At 34.9% G+C, this 15040-nt stretch carries 27 protein-coding genes; 22 read left to right on the top strand and 5 right to left on the bottom strand.

Annotated features, from left to right (window positions below; all coding sequences use genetic code 11):
• Window positions 1–17: 17 nt before the first annotated feature.
• From COL05_RS04650 to COL05_RS04660, 3 genes are read right to left on the bottom strand one after another with little or no spacing between them, the layout of a single operon-like run.
• Window positions 18–890 carry a hypothetical protein gene (locus COL05_RS04650; RefSeq protein WP_098667749.1) on the bottom strand — a complete coding sequence of 291 codons (873 nt, stop codon included), beginning with the start codon at window positions 888–890 and terminating at the stop codon, window positions 18–20.
• A 30-nt stretch (window positions 891–920) separates the two neighbouring features.
• Window positions 921–1352: an ImmA/IrrE family metallo-endopeptidase gene (locus COL05_RS04655; RefSeq protein WP_098667750.1), complete on the bottom strand. Its 432-nt coding sequence runs from the start codon at window positions 1350–1352 to the stop codon at window positions 921–923.
• Window positions 1353–1364: 12 nt separating this feature from the next.
• The gene (locus COL05_RS04660) at window positions 1365–1775 is read right to left on the bottom strand and encodes a helix-turn-helix domain-containing protein (RefSeq protein ID WP_000172329.1); all 411 of its coding nucleotides are present in this window, start codon (window positions 1773–1775) and stop codon (window positions 1365–1367) included.
• A 168-nt stretch (window positions 1776–1943) separates the two neighbouring features.
• On the opposite strand from COL05_RS04660, the gene COL05_RS04665 reads away from it, so the two are divergent.
• From COL05_RS04665 to COL05_RS04685, 5 genes are all read left to right on the top strand, one after another.
• Window positions 1944–2135: a helix-turn-helix domain-containing protein gene (locus tag COL05_RS04665; RefSeq protein WP_098667751.1), complete on the top strand. Its 192-nt coding sequence runs from the start codon at window positions 1944–1946 to the stop codon at window positions 2133–2135.
• A gap of 55 nt (window positions 2136–2190) precedes the next feature.
• On the top strand, window positions 2191–2439 hold the full coding sequence (locus tag COL05_RS04670) for a hypothetical protein (RefSeq protein WP_002082295.1): 249 nt from the start codon (window positions 2191–2193) through the stop codon (window positions 2437–2439).
• 90 nt (window positions 2440–2529) lie between these two features.
• Window positions 2530–3117: a sporulation sigma factor-processing peptidase gene (locus tag COL05_RS04675; protein ID WP_098667752.1), complete on the top strand. Its 588-nt coding sequence runs from the start codon at window positions 2530–2532 to the stop codon at window positions 3115–3117.
• A 13-nt stretch (window positions 3118–3130) separates the two neighbouring features.
• Window positions 3131–3352, top strand: coding sequence for a hypothetical protein (locus COL05_RS04680; protein WP_000215316.1), 222 nt, complete (start codon window positions 3131–3133; stop codon window positions 3350–3352).
• Window positions 3353–3535: 183 nt separating this feature from the next.
• Window positions 3536–3751, top strand: a complete 216-nt coding sequence (locus tag COL05_RS04685; protein ID WP_098639848.1) for a Thoeris anti-defense Tad2 family protein — start codon at window positions 3536–3538, stop codon at window positions 3749–3751.
• On the opposite strand, the gene COL05_RS04690 is transcribed toward COL05_RS04685, so the two are convergent.
• The gene (locus tag COL05_RS04690) at window positions 3748–4047 is read right to left on the bottom strand and encodes a lactate permease (RefSeq protein WP_098639847.1); all 300 of its coding nucleotides are present in this window, start codon (window positions 4045–4047) and stop codon (window positions 3748–3750) included. The genes COL05_RS04685 and COL05_RS04690 overlap by 4 nt on opposite strands.
• 184 nt (window positions 4048–4231) lie before the next feature.
• On the opposite strand from COL05_RS04690, the gene COL05_RS04695 reads away from it, so the two are divergent.
• The 11 genes from COL05_RS04695 to COL05_RS04745 all read left to right on the top strand — a co-directional run bounded on the left by COL05_RS04695 (window position 4232) and on the right by COL05_RS04745 (window position 9478).
• Window positions 4232–4516, top strand: coding sequence for a hypothetical protein (locus COL05_RS04695; protein WP_098667753.1), 285 nt, complete (start codon window positions 4232–4234; stop codon window positions 4514–4516).
• A gap of 278 nt (window positions 4517–4794) precedes the next feature.
• The gene (locus COL05_RS04700; RefSeq protein ID WP_098667754.1) at window positions 4795–5754 is read left to right on the top strand and encodes a DnaD domain-containing protein; all 960 of its coding nucleotides are present in this window, start codon (window positions 4795–4797) and stop codon (window positions 5752–5754) included.
• Complete coding sequence (dnaB, locus tag COL05_RS04705) at window positions 5751–7073, top strand: replicative DNA helicase (RefSeq protein WP_098667755.1); 1323 nt, start codon at window positions 5751–5753, stop codon at window positions 7071–7073. The genes COL05_RS04700 and dnaB overlap by 4 nt, the downstream gene beginning before the upstream one ends.
• Before the next feature lie 7 nt (window positions 7074–7080).
• Window positions 7081–7269: a hypothetical protein gene (locus tag COL05_RS04710; protein ID WP_098608404.1), complete on the top strand. Its 189-nt coding sequence runs from the start codon at window positions 7081–7083 to the stop codon at window positions 7267–7269.
• Window positions 7244–7606 carry a cell division protein SepF gene (locus COL05_RS04715; RefSeq protein WP_098667756.1) on the top strand — a complete coding sequence of 121 codons (363 nt, stop codon included), beginning with the start codon at window positions 7244–7246 and terminating at the stop codon, window positions 7604–7606. Before COL05_RS04710 ends, COL05_RS04715 begins: the two co-directional genes overlap by 26 nt.
• A gap of 73 nt (window positions 7607–7679) precedes the next feature.
• The gene (locus COL05_RS04720) at window positions 7680–7871 is read left to right on the top strand and encodes a DUF3954 domain-containing protein (protein WP_098667757.1); all 192 of its coding nucleotides are present in this window, start codon (window positions 7680–7682) and stop codon (window positions 7869–7871) included.
• A gap of 37 nt (window positions 7872–7908) precedes the next feature.
• Window positions 7909–8313: a DUF7448 domain-containing protein gene (locus COL05_RS04725; protein ID WP_098667758.1), complete on the top strand. Its 405-nt coding sequence runs from the start codon at window positions 7909–7911 to the stop codon at window positions 8311–8313.
• Between the two features lie 35 nt (window positions 8314–8348).
• Window positions 8349–8534, top strand: coding sequence for a calcium ABC transporter ATPase (locus COL05_RS04730; protein ID WP_098667759.1), 186 nt, complete (start codon window positions 8349–8351; stop codon window positions 8532–8534).
• Window positions 8535–8565: 31 nt separating this feature from the next.
• Window positions 8566–8769 (top strand): hypothetical protein, encoded by a 204-nt coding sequence (locus tag COL05_RS04735; RefSeq protein WP_098667760.1) that lies wholly within the window; start codon window positions 8566–8568, stop codon window positions 8767–8769.
• A gap of 29 nt (window positions 8770–8798) precedes the next feature.
• Window positions 8799–9233 carry a YopX family protein gene (locus tag COL05_RS04740; RefSeq protein WP_098667761.1) on the top strand — a complete coding sequence of 145 codons (435 nt, stop codon included), beginning with the start codon at window positions 8799–8801 and terminating at the stop codon, window positions 9231–9233.
• A 41-nt stretch (window positions 9234–9274) separates the two neighbouring features.
• Window positions 9275–9478 (top strand): hypothetical protein, encoded by a 204-nt coding sequence (locus COL05_RS04745; RefSeq protein ID WP_180233424.1) that lies wholly within the window; start codon window positions 9275–9277, stop codon window positions 9476–9478.
• A gap of 839 nt (window positions 9479–10317) precedes the next feature.
• On the opposite strand, the gene COL05_RS04750 is transcribed toward COL05_RS04745, so the two are convergent.
• Window positions 10318–11643, bottom strand: a complete 1326-nt coding sequence (locus COL05_RS04750) for a BclA C-terminal domain-containing protein (protein ID WP_098667763.1) — start codon at window positions 11641–11643, stop codon at window positions 10318–10320.
• Between the two features lie 228 nt (window positions 11644–11871).
• Here COL05_RS04750 and COL05_RS31730 point away from each other — a divergent pair, with 228 nt between their 5' ends.
• The 6 genes from COL05_RS31730 (at window position 11872) to COL05_RS04775 (ending at window position 14680) form a co-directional block, all read left to right on the top strand.
• A complete protein-coding gene (locus COL05_RS31730) occupies window positions 11872–11997 on the top strand; it encodes a hypothetical protein (RefSeq protein ID WP_257152535.1) in 126 nt (41 codons plus the stop codon).
• Window positions 11998–12542: 545 nt separating this feature from the next.
• Window positions 12543–12770, top strand: a complete 228-nt coding sequence (locus COL05_RS04755; protein WP_098667764.1) for a hypothetical protein — start codon at window positions 12543–12545, stop codon at window positions 12768–12770.
• 465 nt (window positions 12771–13235) lie between these two features.
• A complete protein-coding gene (locus tag COL05_RS04760; protein ID WP_000645586.1) occupies window positions 13236–13358 on the top strand; it encodes a DUF3983 domain-containing protein in 123 nt (40 codons plus the stop codon).
• A 115-nt stretch (window positions 13359–13473) separates the two neighbouring features.
• Window positions 13474–13644, top strand: a complete 171-nt coding sequence (locus COL05_RS31180) for a hypothetical protein (RefSeq protein WP_098667765.1) — start codon at window positions 13474–13476, stop codon at window positions 13642–13644.
• Window positions 13645–13667: 23 nt separating this feature from the next.
• The gene (locus COL05_RS04770; protein WP_098667766.1) at window positions 13668–14141 is read left to right on the top strand and encodes an ArpU family phage packaging/lysis transcriptional regulator; all 474 of its coding nucleotides are present in this window, start codon (window positions 13668–13670) and stop codon (window positions 14139–14141) included.
• Complete coding sequence (locus tag COL05_RS04775) at window positions 14138–14680, top strand: tyrosine-type recombinase/integrase (RefSeq protein ID WP_098667767.1); 543 nt, start codon at window positions 14138–14140, stop codon at window positions 14678–14680. Before COL05_RS04770 ends, COL05_RS04775 begins: the two co-directional genes overlap by 4 nt.
• Window positions 14681–15040 lie beyond the last annotated feature (360 nt).

Genomic DNA, 15040 nt, shown 5'->3' on the forward strand with positions numbered 1-15040 from the left:
ATAAGAGCTTTAGTAAATTATTTTGGATTTATATGTACATTGATAGATATATTTGTATCAGAATTATCTTTGATAGGATTAGAATCATGATCAGCTTCTGTAATTTCTAGTTTCGTACTAGTAGATGTTGTTTGTCTAACCTTCTTTACTTTAAATCCTAATTCTTTATATTCTAAGTAAACTTTAGAAGAAAAGTCACAGATATAAAAAAGTTTATCTTCAGGAGTATTCGCTAATGTACAAAGGGTTTTCTTTTCATCAATTACATAATTATGAATCAAATTTAGTTTTATAATTTCATCTTGAGTTAAGATACGAATTGAGTACTTTTTATTATCTAATTCTTGCACTCTAATGAGATGATAAATGAAAAGTCCGCTGATAAATATAGGGAATGCAAGTCCTAATCCAATGATTTCGTACCAAATAGCCCTATCTATTGCTATGGTTAGAAGTGTGTAATACCAAAATATACTTGATAAAAGAAAATATAGTGCTTGTTTACGAATTTCTTTCTTTATTTCGTTGGATTTATCTCCATGTTCAGTGATTTTAAATAACTTTGCAGTTGCAAATGCTGATATTGAAATTGCTATTAGAGCAATTATACTGAAAATAAAACCGTGTTTATGTATATAGTCAGAGAATGCAGCATTAATCAATAATCCTGGAACAAGGTAAATGAGTAGTATGAATATACACAATACACTAATAAGCTCTGTAATTTTTAATCTGTTTTTTTGCTCTTTACTATTGAATAGCATGTCTAACTGGCTTGTTGTATATAGCTGAACAAATTTTTGAATGATAAAAGGTATACCACTAAGTAAGGCTACTGTCGCCGTAACTAAGGCAGTAGCGATTTTTGCAAAATTATCATCAATGTGCATCGGAAGTTATCAGTCCCTTCTTGTTTCTAGTTATTGTAGTTTTTTTAAACAAGAAAAACCTTTTGGCACCCCATGAATCTCCGCGACCTCTTGGATAGAAAAAACAGTATCCTCATAAGCAGAAACCATTTCATCGGTAAGTAACAATTCCACAGCAAATGTATTTGCTTCGATTTCTAAGCGATCCACTGAAAAGAAGGTTTGGTTACGCAAGAAGGGGGTATTTGCTTTCGGATGAAGTACAGCATGACCTAATTCATGTGCACAAACAAATCGTTGAGTAGTTTCGTTAATTTTATTATTGATATGAATGAATTTAAAGCGTTTATAAGTGTTGTAAAAACCAAGAGTATTCCCAAGGTCTTCAAACAACACTATAATATTTTTTCGTTTAGCAATTTCAAAAGGGTTTGTTGTACCGTGTTTTTTTACGATTTTCATTACGTAGTCTTTAATTTTCATTTCTCGCTCCGTTCAATCTTTTTTATACTTGTTTGGAGTGAATTTTTGTTTTGCTAATTGTTTTGCCATGCGCATAGAGTTTTCTAGAGAAATACGAATCATTTCTTTTGTGTGTTCGTCTATTGGTTCTCCGTCAAACATTAAAGCATCTTCGCTATTTTCTAATTCTTCTAATGTTTTTTCTAAATCACGTGCAATATCGCGTTCTTCTTTTTTAGAAAGTTTGTTAGACCTACCCAATAATTCGTCTGTAGATATTTCATATAAATCAGCTAATTTTCCTAATGTTGTTGTATCAGGATCACGATAGTCGCGTTCATAATTTGAAAGGACAGTATTTGTAATACCGATTTTTTCGGCGACAAACTTTTGAGACCATTTGCGTCGTTCTCTTTCTTTTTTTAATCTATAGCCTAAAGTCATAGTTTATCCTTCCATTCTTCCATTTGTCTTTTCGTTAATTATTTTAACAATATTTCACGTTATGTGAAACTTTATTCACTAAAAGTTAAAAATCCCATTGACTTTCACTTTACGTGGAATTATTATTGATACATAAGATTCACGTAAAGTGGAATGAGGTGGTGTTAAATGGAGATTAATCAAAAAATACGGGAATTAAGAATTTCTAAGGGTATTTCACAAGTATTTATAGCAAAAGAACTTAGTATTTCTGTATCAGCTTATAACATGAAAGAAGCAGGGAAACGTTCGTTTAAAGCACAAGAATTAAAGTGTGTTGCAAAAGCACTAAATGAACATCCATCAATTTTTTTTGAATAAATATTACACGTAAAGTGGAATTTATGATGAAACTTGTGTAAAAGTAGGTGAGAAAATGCCATCAACTAACATGGCAGTACCAACAGAACCGTCGCATAAACATATAAAAAGCACTTCAAGAGGTGACACCATGAGCCAACAAGAAGAATATGCGGCGACTTATGAATTTGGAAAAACGAAAGTCCATGTTGTGGCTCCTGAGCCAAAATCACAAAAGGATATTGATAAAATCCGTCAAGCATATTACAAGGCTGGTTGGGCCATCATCAAAGAAATACAAGTAAAAGAAAACGTTGAGGAATAATTCCTCTCTTTTTATACGAAAAGTAGACAAGTTACATATGTACTAAGTTCATTGTAATCATTTGAAAACTAAATATGGAGGCGAACAGATATGGGAACAAGCATATACTGCAATTCAGCAATAGGAGAATTATTACAGAATGCTAGAGAATGTTGTGACAATGTTCAGCTGAAAACAAAGAAAGGGTTATCTAAGTACCTGGGTATTACACATGAAAGATTAACCCGTATTGAATCTGGACTTTCTAAACCAGAATTTGAACTTGCGATGGATTGGTGCCATGCAACAGGGGCAAAGTTGAATCAACAAGCGATCAAACATATTTATGGTGTTGGGTTGCCGCCTACAGATCCACGCTTAACTCAGGATGTAAATCTACAATTGATGAACTACATTAAACAAGCTGAAGAGGGGATTGCGGCAGCGAAAGAAATTATGAATCTACAAGTTACAACAAGGTCATGGAAGCACGATGAAAAAAAGAAACATGAATATGCAGTTCATGCAAAAGAAATCTTCGATACAATCCAAGCTACTCAATGTGTAGTACAAGCTCTTGAGCAAGTTCATTTTGGCATTATGGAACAAATACAAAGAAGTTGGTTGCAAAAGGCTATGGCAGAAAACGTTATTATCCAATCAGTGGATAGCTTACTGACTTTAACAAAGGTGCTGTAAAGGGGGAAGGGAAATGACAGTAGATTATAAGAAACCGAGTCTAAGAGAATATAAGGAATTAATTCGATATGATGCAAAATTAACTGGTGAAATTAAAATAGCAGAATTACTTAATGAGGATTCAAAAACAGTTGAATTAAAGCAAGAGAAGAAATTGCTGGGGATTCGAATCAAGATTATCGAAGCGTCATTCATTTTGAAACATAAATGGGCAAATAAAAAAGCTACCGCCTAGGAAACAGTAGCTCTAAAAAAGATAATGTAAAGCAATTATAACATTTTATGAATCATTTGGACAAGCAACTGTGCTTGTCGTTATGACCAGAAAGGGATTGTTCCTCCCATACCTCTACAATGTTCCTTTCTGGTTGTAACGATGCGTACAGCATTAATTTAAATAGAAAGGAGATGGGAAATTATGAATATCCAAGAAGCTACTAAATTGGCAATAAAGCAAAATAGATATATTTCGCGAGTGCATTTTATAAACACCTTTAAGGTCAAACTTAAACCAACAAATACGTATGATTTATGCAAAACGTATTCTTTAAATCCTGGTGAAGTTGAACCACGCAGGGCATGGAGTCCCCGAGCAGATGATCTAATTGCTGATGACTGGATAGTTATTGATTAGGGCATCCAAGATTTTATCTCTTTAGCAGCTTTGTATCCTTTTTTTAGAAGAGTATTTTCTTCACAATATGCAATTCCTGCTGAAAGTAAAGTAGTCATATAAGCAATACTGTCTGCTTCATATATAGATACAAAACCTTCATCTTGTAAATGAAATAAAGCTTTTGAAATTGATTTGTCAGTTTCATCAGGACATAGTTCCTGGAATCTTTCGAAAGAAAACATATCAGTTTCGTGTTTTTTATACTCAGTCGTCATGTATTTTAATAGGATTTCGGATAGCTTAATCATTTTCATATATTACACCTCCCTTAAAGGAAGATTATACCATGATTTTTTAATGTGTTTATAAAAAGAGACAAGCCACTGTGCTTGTCGTTATGACCAGAAAGGGATTGTTCCTCCCCATATCCCTACAATGAATCTTTCTGGTTGTAACGATGCGTACAGCATCAATTTAATTAGAAAGGAGAGGTAATTCATGAACGATAAAAACAATCGTCTTCATGATCTAGTTCTTCCTGGGGATTTTTCATTTGCGAATAAACTTCATCACTGTATGGATGAATGTATTCATAACATGTTTAATGCAGAATCAACTGAAGAATCAAATCACTGGGAAGAAGAGCTGGAGCGATGTATAAGGGAATTTAAAATGCTTCGTGATACAAAAGAGGAACATGAGGCATCGATGAGTTATCGTGTAGTGATTAAAGATTTAAGAGCAAGAGGAGTTAACGCTTCGTTAGTAACACGTAGAAAATAAAAAATTCTATCACTTGGCAGAGTGATAGAAAAATGGTCTTGCAAAGATCTTAGGGTTAATTATATCAAATTAACATTCGTATAACAACGGAGTGTGCTACATGCTTTTTGACAAATCGTTACATAGAGTGTTGCTGAATCCTAAAGTGTTTCAACAAGCGACATCAGAGCAACACCTAATTTACTTAGTAAAACAATATCTCAAAATAGGATACAAGAATTATCGCTTATTACGTGTAGAGGACGGATTTGCGATATGTAAACGGGAGGATGAATAATATGGCAGTTTATAGACCAGTACACGTTTCATTTTGGCAGGATTCATTTGTTTTAGATCTTACACCGGAGGAGAAGTATTTCTACTTATATTTGATGACAAACGGTAAGACGTCTCAATCAGGAATCTATGAGCTTCCACTTCGTATAATTGAAACTGATACGGGATATAACCGCGAAACTGTTATCAAGCTATTAGAACGTTTTGCTGAGTACGGAAAAATTAATTACAACCAAAAAACAAAAGAGCTGTTCTTAATCAACTGGTTGAAATTCAATCCAATTAAAAATGTAAACATTGAAAAGTGTGTTTTAAAAGAGATTCAATCTGTGAAGGACCAGGATTTTTTAGTTGATTTTTATGAAACTTGTTTGCAATTAGAACGAGAACAAGATTTTAAAATTCCTCGTATTAAGGAGTATTTATCAGTCCGTTTGGAGGGGCTTATAAGGGGCTTCCAAGACCCTAGCAAGGAAGAAGAAAAAGAAAAAGAAAAAGAAGAAGAAAAAGAACAACAACAACAACAAGAACGCGCAGGCGCGGAAGAAGTTGTTGAGGTTAATCCAATTTCTTTTTACGAGCAAAACTTCGGATTCATTACACCTTTTATTGCAGATGGTATTTATGCTTGGATAGATGATTTAAATGTAGAACTAGTTATTAAGGCTATGGAGATTGCTTTAGAGAAGAATACGAGAAATATGTCTTACGTAAATACGATTTTAAGAGATTGGCATCTTAAAGGCTTTAAAACAGTAACTGATGTTGAGGCAGCTGATAAAGCATTTCGTGCTCAGCGATTAACAAAAGCGCAACAACAGACACAAACGCCTTATCAACAAAAAGGATTATCGGAATCTACTAAAAACGTAATACAGCAGCAACAAGCATGGGAGCAGAACATTCCAACAGAAGAAGAACTTGCAGTACTTAATCAACAGAATGCGTGGTTGGCCAAATGAGTAACGATATGATTCGCAATGTTGAAGCTGAACAAAGTGTTTTAGGTAGCATAATCCAAGAAGGCGATTTAATTAAAGATTGTCAGCTAAAGGTAAAACAGTTCTCTTTACCAACACACCAAGTGATTTTTAAGGCGATGAGAGAATTAGAAGATGCTGAAGTTCCGATAGATCTTGTTGCTCTCATCGGAAAATTCGATGAGAGCTTTATGCATCAAATTGGCGGGATCGAATTCTTTGTAAACCTGACAGAAGTTGTAACAACAACTAAGAACTTCTCGTATCACGAAGGTTTAGTGATTGAAGCTTGGAAAATGCGACATGCTCAAGAGGTTGCTGGTAATTTATATAATCGTCTTCAGCAAGATAGGGACATGAGTGCTATTAGTACATCAATTGATGAATTAAGCGCCATTGAAGAAATAGGTTACTCAGATGAATTTAACTTGAAAGATACGCTTGTTGATCTGTATAAAAAAATGCAAATTAATGTGGGAGATTTAACCGGTATTCCAACTGGTTATGACGACTTGAACAGAATGACAGCAGGGTTGCAAGAAGGGGATTTAATTATTGTAGGTGCCCGTCCTTCAATGGGAAAAACAGCATTCGTATTAAACGTTGCTTTTCATGCAGCAAGTGCTCATACAGCAACAGGAATCTTTTCACTAGAAATGGGAGAAGAGCAGTTACTTAAACGTATGATTTCAAGTACTGGAAATATAGATGCTACGAAATTAAAGAATCCTAAGAAGCTATGTAATTTAAAGGATTGGGAAAAGATTAGTCAAGCGATGGGGTTGATTAATGATTTGCCATTAGAAATTTATGATAAAGCAAATGTAACGATGCAAGAGATTTACGCTAAGGCTAGGAAATTAAAGCGTAAGTACCCGGATAAAAAGGTTTTAATTGCAATTGATTACTTGCAGCTTATTGTAGGGGATCCAAAGCATAGAGGGAACCGCATGCAAGAAATAGGTGAGATTAGTCGTAAGTTAAAACTGATGGCAAGAGAATTAAATGTATGTGTAGTTGCATTATCACAGTTAAGTCGTGCGGTAGAAAGTAGGCAAGATAAGAGGCCGTTGCTATCAGATTTACGTGAAAATGGTCAAATTGAGCAAGATGCGGATTTAATAGCATTCTTATACCGTGAAGATTACTATGACCGCGAGACAGAAAATAAAAACATAACGGAAATTATTTTAGCGAAACAGAGGAACGGTCCAGTTGGTGTTGTTGAACTAGCATTCATTAAAGAATTTAGTAAGTTTGTAAATTTAGAGAGAAAGTTCAATCATCAACAGGAGGCTTAATCTAATCATGTTGTTACGTCAGGAAGTAGAACGTAGAAAACTAATAATCATTCGTAAATTATTGGGATTAGGGTTAGCTGAGATTAATGGACAAACATTAGATCAACTAACGTTAACGCAGCTTGAAGGAATTTTAATTGCAAGCTTGCAGGTATTGGAGGGGGAAAACAATGCCAAAGCAATTAACAATTTTTGACGTGGAGCCAGTTTTATCATTTGATCCTAAGAAAGCTCATATTCACCGTTTGAATTCAAGATTACGGTATGCAGATGTGGTTGTGCAAATACCACGTCAAGTCAAAGCAATCGATGAATTAAAACCAACGACAGCGCCTGATGAGCGTTACGAATTATTTGAGGATTATACAATTGGGATTTGGCGTTATAAGCGAGTGGACGATAAAGAATTTGTGTGGGAAGAGGCAGAAAAAATGTGTAAGCAAGCAAGGGATGAAAAAAAGCCGATTCCAATACGGCTCCATCTATCACTGGAACAATCATTTGTTCCGGAAAACGTTGTGCAATATCTATAGACAAATAAAAAAAAGCTGAGATCACTCTCAACTTACTTCGACAAAGTAATTATAACATATGGGAGTGATCTTGGTGGGAATTAGAAAAGAAAATCTTGTGGAAATGACAGCTGAAATAGATTTGAAAACAAACGGAATATATGTTGTTAAAAATGGTCAGGTGCGACTAATAGAACCGCCTCAAGGTGGCTATGGTGAACAATCCTTTGTATATCAAAGTGGAAAAGTAATTCGTATGGAAGAACGCAAAACACAGTTACTTTAATAAAATTTGAATTTTATAAGAATCGGAGGAATGGAAAATGGAACAGATTTTAAAAATTGAAGAACATCAAGAGAAAGTAAGATGGTCAAGCATGAGTGGTTATGCTATAACAACAAACGAACAAGTAATCAAGTTATTGATTGATGATGAACAATCTTGTTGTGAAAACTTTGGTTACTTTATGTCAGAAGATGACTTCAATGATTTTATAGGAGCACAACTTATTGATGTAAAAATAACTGATACAGAATTAAAAGAGGGGCTTCTTGAAAAGCATGATTTGGATATAGAAGGTGAGTATTTTGAAGGTGATGTAATGTTTGTCGATATCGTCACATCTAAAGGGACTCTCCAATTTGTAGCTTACAACGAACATAACGGATATTACGGTCATGAAGCTAAAGTTAGTTCAAAACAAATTAATCATGATGAAGTGTTATAAAAGCGTTATTTTATAAAAAATGGAGGTAAGCAAACATGGATAAATTAAAAAAGTATTTAGATGCGTTACTAACTGGTAAGGGGAAGGCAATCATTGAAGAAGAGGATGTACAAGAAGTATTGCCACGTTTAGAAGCTGTATTAAATGAAACAGGTTGCGTGTACTCTTGCAGTGAGAACATGGAAGGTAGAGTGCTAGTCATTATTCGTGAAGTGAAATAGAACAAAATAGTTATTTGGGAGAGGGTTAAACGTGGATATAGTAGATAAATTGTCCTTTATAGAAACTCAGTTAGATGATGCAGCAAAAAAACATAAGGAAGCTGAAGAACGAGCGTTAGGTGTAGCTAACTATTCGGATTATATGTATCACAAAGGACATAAGGAAGCATTTAAAGGTTCGCTTATGCTTATCCGAGATTTACAATTACAAGTTCTTTTAAATGATAAAAATTAAACAAAATTCTTATTTTGGAGGGAAAGAGAATGAGAGAAATTAAGTTTCGTGCATGGGATAAAGAAAAACAATTTATGTTCACTCCTACCCAAATTGAATTAACACAAGGTGAAAATTTTGCTAAATGGGATAAATGGCGTCCTATGGCATGGCGAGACGAGTTACCTGAAGAAGGATCAGGCGGTATCGGTAGAGCGTTAGGTGATGAATGTGAATTAATGCAATACACAGGATTAAAAGATAAGTATGGCACGGAGATTTATGAAGGGGATATATTGAGAGGCCCTAAGTATTACGAAAGTGAAGAGAGCACATCACCAGTTTACGATCAGTGGAAAGTAACGTATAAAAATTGTTCTTATTATTTAGGGGATAGTCCAATTGAAGAAGACCTTGATTGGATTGGCTATGAGTGTGAAGTTGTTGGGAATATATATGAGAATGCAGAATTGATACAGGTTTAATACAAAATCTTTATTTTAAAACGAAAGGGAGGGCACTGGATTTGGATAAGTACCGCAAATTACATTTAATACTTAAAGATACAGATCAAAAGGTATTGGTGTATAGCCAAGAAAGCTTTACTTCAATTATGGATTATTTGAATGAAGATAAATTTATTATGTTATTCGAGTTAGAAAATAATTTGTATCTTCCTTGTGCAATAAATACAGAAGATATTATTGCTATTTCAACAGTTGAAGATTAAAACAAAATCGTTATTTTAAATGGTTTAGCCCCTTGAAGGGCGCTCCAAGGGGCTAAGATTCGAGAATTTTTAAACTCTTGTTTAATTACATGAAAACTCCCTAAAGAGTATCTATGGAATTTTAACACTTAACTGATTATTTTTACAGATATATATTGAAACTCGAATGTTAATAAAAGAAACCCCGTTTATTCACGGGGCTTCTAAGGGTAATTGTCAAGTAATGACGTACTCGACTAAATAACAATATCATGAATTTTTTGGTAAAAATACTGGTAAATGTGTCCAAATGGATGAGAGCATTATTTTGAACAAAAACGCTATTTTATTAGAAAACATTAAAAAGGACCCGATTAGGGGTCCGGGTCCTTTTAATGGAACAATAGAACTTTATGGGATTACCAATACATTACCATAAAAGGTAATTTATTTCCATAACTGGAGTATTGAGAAACCTTTTTATAAAAACTTCATTTTACACAACAAAGCAGCTAGTTAATAAAACTAACTGCTTGTTGTACAAAAGAAACGCTGCGCTTACAGAAATAGTTTGTAACTTTAAGTTACAAAAATAGTATGAACAGGGTTGAAAATGTTATTCAGAAATGAAAGAAAACAAAATAAAAAAGAGCACCATGCATAAGTGCTCTTTAAGATAGGAGGTAACACTTTGAGCTGGATGTTTAGGTTAAAAGTATATGATATAGAAAAGGAATAAGACCTAAAATTTATTTTCAGCTTAATACAAAAGAGCAGCTAGCAAAAGCTAACTGCTCATTGAAAAAATGAATCTACACCAGGTTATTTACTGTCAGAGTTTCAAGAAACAAGTGATTAAATTAATCTAACTTTTCAATTACAATTGAAGCATTTACATTTGTTTGTGTTCCACCTGCCAAAGTTTGCAAAGTGACCGCAGCAGCTGAAGTATGATTGTGGAGGGTAAGAACATCACCTGCGGCTAAAGAGAGGATTGTTTGCCCGTTGTTTTGCTGAGTTCCTGCACCTGATCCATAAACTGCGTTGGTAACTGGAGCACCATTTAAAAAGAGCGTAAATTGATTAGGTTCAACTCCTGATACAGAAAAAGAAATCTTATAATCTCCTGCATTAATAACCATAATCTGAGAAGTTCCAGGAGTATGAGTAATACCAGGTGTCATTAAACCATTCGAATTAAAAAGAATAGGTGCTTCTAAGGCAACAACTTGAGCTGCTGTATTGAAAATATAAGCGTATTGAGATAATCCAGATACTGTAAGGCCGGTAGGCCCAGTAGCTCCGGTAGCTCCAGCGGTTCCTGGTAATCCAGTAGGCCCAGGAATGCCTTGGATGCCTTGGATACCTTGAAGCCCAGTTGGGCCAGTCGGGCCGATAGGTCCAATAGGTCCTGGATTACCTTGAATACCTTGGATACCCTGAATTCCAGTCGCCCCAGTTATTCCAGTGGGTCCAATAGGACCAATAGGTCCCGGATTACCTTGAATCCCCTGAATCCCTTGACTTCCTTGAGGTCCAGTGGGGCCAGGAATCCCTTGGATACCTTGGATACCTTGAAGTCCGGTTGGTCCTGGTGACCCAGTTGGTCCAGTCGGGCCGATAGGTCCAATAGGTCCTGGTGGTCCACCTGAAGGACCAGTCGGGCCCGTTGGTCCTGGTGGTCCACCTGAAGGGCCGGTCGGTCCAACAGCTCCAGAAGGTCCAGTTGGACCTACAGAACCAGGAATGCCAGGAATGCCTTGAGGGCCGGTCGGGCCAGGAATGCCTTGAATCCCTTGAATGCCAGGAATGCCTTGAATGCCTTGAATCCCTTGAATTCCAGTGCCCCCCGTTATCCCAGTCGGTCCAATAGGACCTTGAATGCCAGGAATGCCTTGGATGCCTTGGATACCTTGAATTCCAGTAGGTCCAGTTGGACCAATAGATCCAGAAATCCCAGGAATCCCTTGAGGTCCAGAAATACCTTGAGGACCAGTAGGTCCCAGGTTACCTTGAATTCCAGTAGGTCCGGTAGGCCCGGTAGGTCCCGGAGGTCCACCTGAAGGTCCGGTAGCTCCAGTAGGTCCCGAAGGCCCAGTAGCACCGGTTAATCCAGTAGACCCGATTTGAGGCAACGGAAAGGCGCATGGAAATGGGATGTGACATTTCTTTTTAAATTTACTCATTTTTACACCTCCATTATAAACTAACTAGCCAATTTATATTTATACTTTAATAACTTATGAGCGAGCAGACATATGGGTGTAAGGAAAAAACTATAACAATCACATGAAAGGTTTTAAGAGCAAGCCTCTATTTCACATTCCATACCAAAAAGAGCACCATATATAAGTGCTCTTCTGCCCAAGACTTATTGAAAACCTATGACTTGTGAGTGTTCTTGAAATTAATATATGATTCAACAATTATTTGGTGCAGGGGATATTAAAAAAGAGCGTTTCGGAAAGCGCCCTTCTGTAACGACTATCCACTCTAAAAAGAAAGGATGCAATATATCATATGAAGTTACGTTTGTTTAATTGGTTGTGTTTTTGTATAAAAATTTCATTTTATAGAAATAAGGAAACTAAAAAAGAGCACCATGCATAAGTGCTCTTTAAGATAGGAGGTAACACTCTGAGCTGAGGCTAGCTTTAAATTATATGATGTAGAAAAGAAATAAGACCTAAATTTTATTATTACCTCAATATAAAAGAGCAGTTAGCTTTTGCTAATTGCTCGGCCCAAGGTAATAGACATAGAGTGGGTATTAGTAAAATTGGCTATTCAAGAGCCTGTTTATAGTGTAACCAAGATTTTTAAATGTATTTCCTCTTTAAAAACCTTATTCAAACAGTGTTATTTAAAGAGAGAGTGGAGTAATGAAAAAGAATACTTTCCTTTTATACATGAGATGATTTTTTAGTTCTCAATATTATATGAGTGATAAGACAAAAATGTGTAATTAAAAGAGCAGCTAGCAAAAGCTAACTGCTCTCCAGAAAAGAGTTAAGAAGGAAGTTCAGAACTCAAGTGCATTTATAGTATGGACAAGGTTTAGGGATTTATTCAAGGAGGAATGGATATGATGGATGAATTTGAAGCGTTGTTTACAAAAGTGGCTCAAGTACAGGGGGATCAGGAATTAATTTGTAGTTGTACAGAGTGTTACTGGAATATGTATTTTCCTAATCGCTCTAATTCAAAGGAATGCGTATCAGAAAGCTTAGCAGATTTCAAAATGACACCTAATTCAACTGAATGTAAAGGATATTGGGATTACACAGAAGCGTGTGGTCACCCAAAACGATAAAAGAGCAGCTAGCAAAAGCTAACTGCTCCAATCATGGACTGTGTTTCGAAATGGGTTTTCTATAGTATGGACGGAATATTGAGTTTTATTCAAGGTGAGGGTAAATCGGCACAACAAAATAAGATTTAATCTCATGAAAATATACTCGATTCATTTATAAATGATCATAGATTTAACAATTTCATAATAGTATTTCTTCCATGTTATTGTTTGGTTATTTTTGGCAGTTAAAGTTAGAAAAAACTTAAGCATTATATTATCACCCTTTCTTGATTTTAATTTTATAAGGAAATATATAAATTTAACATTTTATATGCAATGAATATGAGCATTTGCTTTTTTATATGAAATTAATAATATTTATTTAGTTATCAAATGAAAACATCTGAAAAAGTTTGTTAACATGAGAATTTATTCAGGTTATTTAACAAAATAATCCTTTGAATAGAAAGCGAGGTTAGGAGAATGAAGGCTTTGAAGAAAAGAAAAATCAGAAAAGCAATTGCTCGTCGTACAAAAGAAGTGGAGAAGTATCAAGTTAATAAAGCTTGGAGAAACATCTTTGTACAAGCTGGTATTTTAAAGTAAATGAAAACAGAATACAGTCCGGCTAGAAAACTAGAGGACACCAATTCATTAAAGCAGCAATTAAGGCTGTTTTAGGAATAGGTGTCCTTTTTATTTTGAAAAGGGAGATGGGGAAATGAAGGCACTAAGAGATCAATTACGTGAATGGAAAAAGCAATCCAAACAAGGAAAGAAGAAAAAACAGAAAAAAAGAAAAGAAAAATTAAGTACTCGTGAGATTGAAGATTTAATGGGAATTCGTGGCCCGCGTTATGAACGTAGACGCGGAGCTTTAAGACAAAAGTAAAATTATTTAAGGAGGAACTCAAAATGAGAGAACAGTTATTTTTTAATATGCCAGTTGTTGATACAAAGAAAACAAAGAAAGCGGTAGAAGAAGTGTTGGAGTATTATCGTGAGTATTTGAATACATTGCCAAGTAATCTAATGCCGAAAGTAACGACAATGTTTTCAGAGGTTCCTCCGACATTTACAAATCAATTCCAGAGTTCTACTGAAGATATTGCTATTGAAAGAATTGAACTAGAGCAACAAAGAAAAGAATACATGGATTGGGTGCATAAAGCTGTGAATACGTTAAAACCTGATGAAAGATATATTATTTTTAAAAGTTATATGGAAGAAGAAATTGAATCCGACTTAAATATTTGGCTTGAATTAGGCGTAGGAAAAACAAAGTATTATAAGTTAAAAGGTTCAGCGTTACTACGTTTAGCGTTTAATTTAAAAGTGGAAGTATACAAGAAGAAAGCAAAACGTAAGGAGGAGGTGAAGAATGTATGAATCTTGTTCAGCCCATTAGAGATAGGGAAGCAATCCAGGAAATGAAGGAGTTTTTCAAGGGGAAGAATGAAAGAAACTACATTCTGTTCCTTCTTGGTATTAATACAGGATTACGCATATCGGATATATTACGTCTTCGTATTCGTGATGTGGAGGGTTGGAGTATCTTTATTCGTGAAAAGAAAACAAAGAAGGTAAAGGAAGTGAAGATGCCTCCAGAATTAAAGAAGGCAATACGTGAGTATGCGAAAGGGCGACCGAAAAATGAATTTCTTATTAAGAGTAGAAATGGTAAGAATAAACCAATCACTCGATCCATGGCCTACATCATATTAAACCAAGCAGCAAGAGAGTTTGGTTTAGAACGTATTGGGACGCATTCTCTCCGGAAAACATATGGATACCATCACTACAAGCAGTTTAAAGATGTAGCAGTGTTACAACAAATGCTCAACCATACAGATCAAAAAGAAACACTAAGATACATTGGGATAGAACAAGATACGCTAAATGATTATCAAAAGAAATTTAAAATCTAGAGACCTATATTTTTTAGGTCTTTTTTGAATTAGCTACAAAAGAAAAGTGTCAAATTCATTTTGAAGAGTTAAAGCAAAGCCTTGTTACTCTAGGAAAAAACGGAATAGGTCAATTCAACACTCTATGGTTTATAGTGAATTCATTTTTAATGATTATTAATATTAAATGATAAAAAACATGTAGAAAATATCGCATTTTTTTAATCTATTTAAAGGTGGTAAAATTAAAAATGTAATTTGGTGTAATGAAAGAAGAAACTGAAATAGAATGCCGGAGGGGATAGCTTGAGCGATAAACCTAATAAATCAAGTAGTGCAGATGAAACTTTGATGGCAGTACATCGATTAGAAATACCGAAG

Source organism: Bacillus sp. AFS059628 (assembly GCF_002571225.1).
Taxonomy (GTDB): domain Bacteria; phylum Bacillota; class Bacilli; order Bacillales; family Bacillaceae_G; genus Bacillus_A.

Excerpts from the sequence above, each read along its gene's own strand:
- COL05_RS04710 (WP_098608404.1), top strand. The coding sequence starts at position 7,081 with ATGTTGTTACGTCAGGAAGTAGAACGTAGAAAACTAATAATCATTCGT.
- COL05_RS04700 (WP_098667754.1), top strand. The coding sequence starts at position 4,795 with ATGGCAGTTTATAGACCAGTACACGTTTCATTTTGGCAGGATTCATTT.
- COL05_RS04725 (WP_098667758.1), top strand. The coding sequence starts at position 7,909 with ATGGAACAGATTTTAAAAATTGAAGAACATCAAGAGAAAGTAAGATGG.
- COL05_RS04680 (WP_000215316.1), top strand. The coding sequence starts at position 3,131 with ATGACAGTAGATTATAAGAAACCGAGTCTAAGAGAATATAAGGAATTA.
- COL05_RS04775 (WP_098667767.1), top strand. The coding sequence starts at position 14,138 with ATGAATCTTGTTCAGCCCATTAGAGATAGGGAAGCAATCCAGGAAATG.
- COL05_RS04675 (WP_098667752.1), top strand. The coding sequence starts at position 2,530 with ATGGGAACAAGCATATACTGCAATTCAGCAATAGGAGAATTATTACAG.
- COL05_RS04750 (WP_098667763.1), bottom strand. The coding sequence starts at position 11,643 with ATGAGTAAATTTAAAAAGAAATGTCACATCCCATTTCCATGCGCCTTT.
- COL05_RS31730 (WP_257152535.1), top strand. The coding sequence starts at position 11,872 with ATGATTCAACAATTATTTGGTGCAGGGGATATTAAAAAAGAGCGTTTC.
- COL05_RS04760 (WP_000645586.1), top strand. The coding sequence starts at position 13,236 with ATGAAGGCTTTGAAGAAAAGAAAAATCAGAAAAGCAATTGCTCGTCGT.
- COL05_RS04690 (WP_098639847.1), bottom strand. The coding sequence starts at position 4,047 with ATGAAAATGATTAAGCTATCCGAAATCCTATTAAAATACATGACGACT.
- COL05_RS04740 (WP_098667761.1), top strand. The coding sequence starts at position 8,799 with ATGAGAGAAATTAAGTTTCGTGCATGGGATAAAGAAAAACAATTTATG.
- COL05_RS04715 (WP_098667756.1), top strand. The coding sequence starts at position 7,244 with ATGCCAAAGCAATTAACAATTTTTGACGTGGAGCCAGTTTTATCATTT.
- dnaB (WP_098667755.1), top strand. The coding sequence starts at position 5,751 with ATGAGTAACGATATGATTCGCAATGTTGAAGCTGAACAAAGTGTTTTA.
- COL05_RS31180 (WP_098667765.1), top strand. The coding sequence starts at position 13,474 with ATGAAGGCACTAAGAGATCAATTACGTGAATGGAAAAAGCAATCCAAA.
- COL05_RS04670 (WP_002082295.1), top strand. The coding sequence starts at position 2,191 with ATGCCATCAACTAACATGGCAGTACCAACAGAACCGTCGCATAAACAT.
- COL05_RS04770 (WP_098667766.1), top strand. The coding sequence starts at position 13,668 with ATGAGAGAACAGTTATTTTTTAATATGCCAGTTGTTGATACAAAGAAA.
- COL05_RS04660 (WP_000172329.1), bottom strand. The coding sequence starts at position 1,775 with ATGACTTTAGGCTATAGATTAAAAAAAGAAAGAGAACGACGCAAATGG.
- COL05_RS04655 (WP_098667750.1), bottom strand. The coding sequence starts at position 1,352 with ATGAAAATTAAAGACTACGTAATGAAAATCGTAAAAAAACACGGTACA.
- COL05_RS04650 (WP_098667749.1), bottom strand. The coding sequence starts at position 890 with ATGCACATTGATGATAATTTTGCAAAAATCGCTACTGCCTTAGTTACG.
- COL05_RS04665 (WP_098667751.1), top strand. The coding sequence starts at position 1,944 with ATGGAGATTAATCAAAAAATACGGGAATTAAGAATTTCTAAGGGTATT.
- COL05_RS04685 (WP_098639848.1), top strand. The coding sequence starts at position 3,536 with ATGAATATCCAAGAAGCTACTAAATTGGCAATAAAGCAAAATAGATAT.
- COL05_RS04695 (WP_098667753.1), top strand. The coding sequence starts at position 4,232 with ATGAACGATAAAAACAATCGTCTTCATGATCTAGTTCTTCCTGGGGAT.
- COL05_RS04755 (WP_098667764.1), top strand. The coding sequence starts at position 12,543 with ATGATGGATGAATTTGAAGCGTTGTTTACAAAAGTGGCTCAAGTACAG.
- COL05_RS04730 (WP_098667759.1), top strand. The coding sequence starts at position 8,349 with ATGGATAAATTAAAAAAGTATTTAGATGCGTTACTAACTGGTAAGGGG.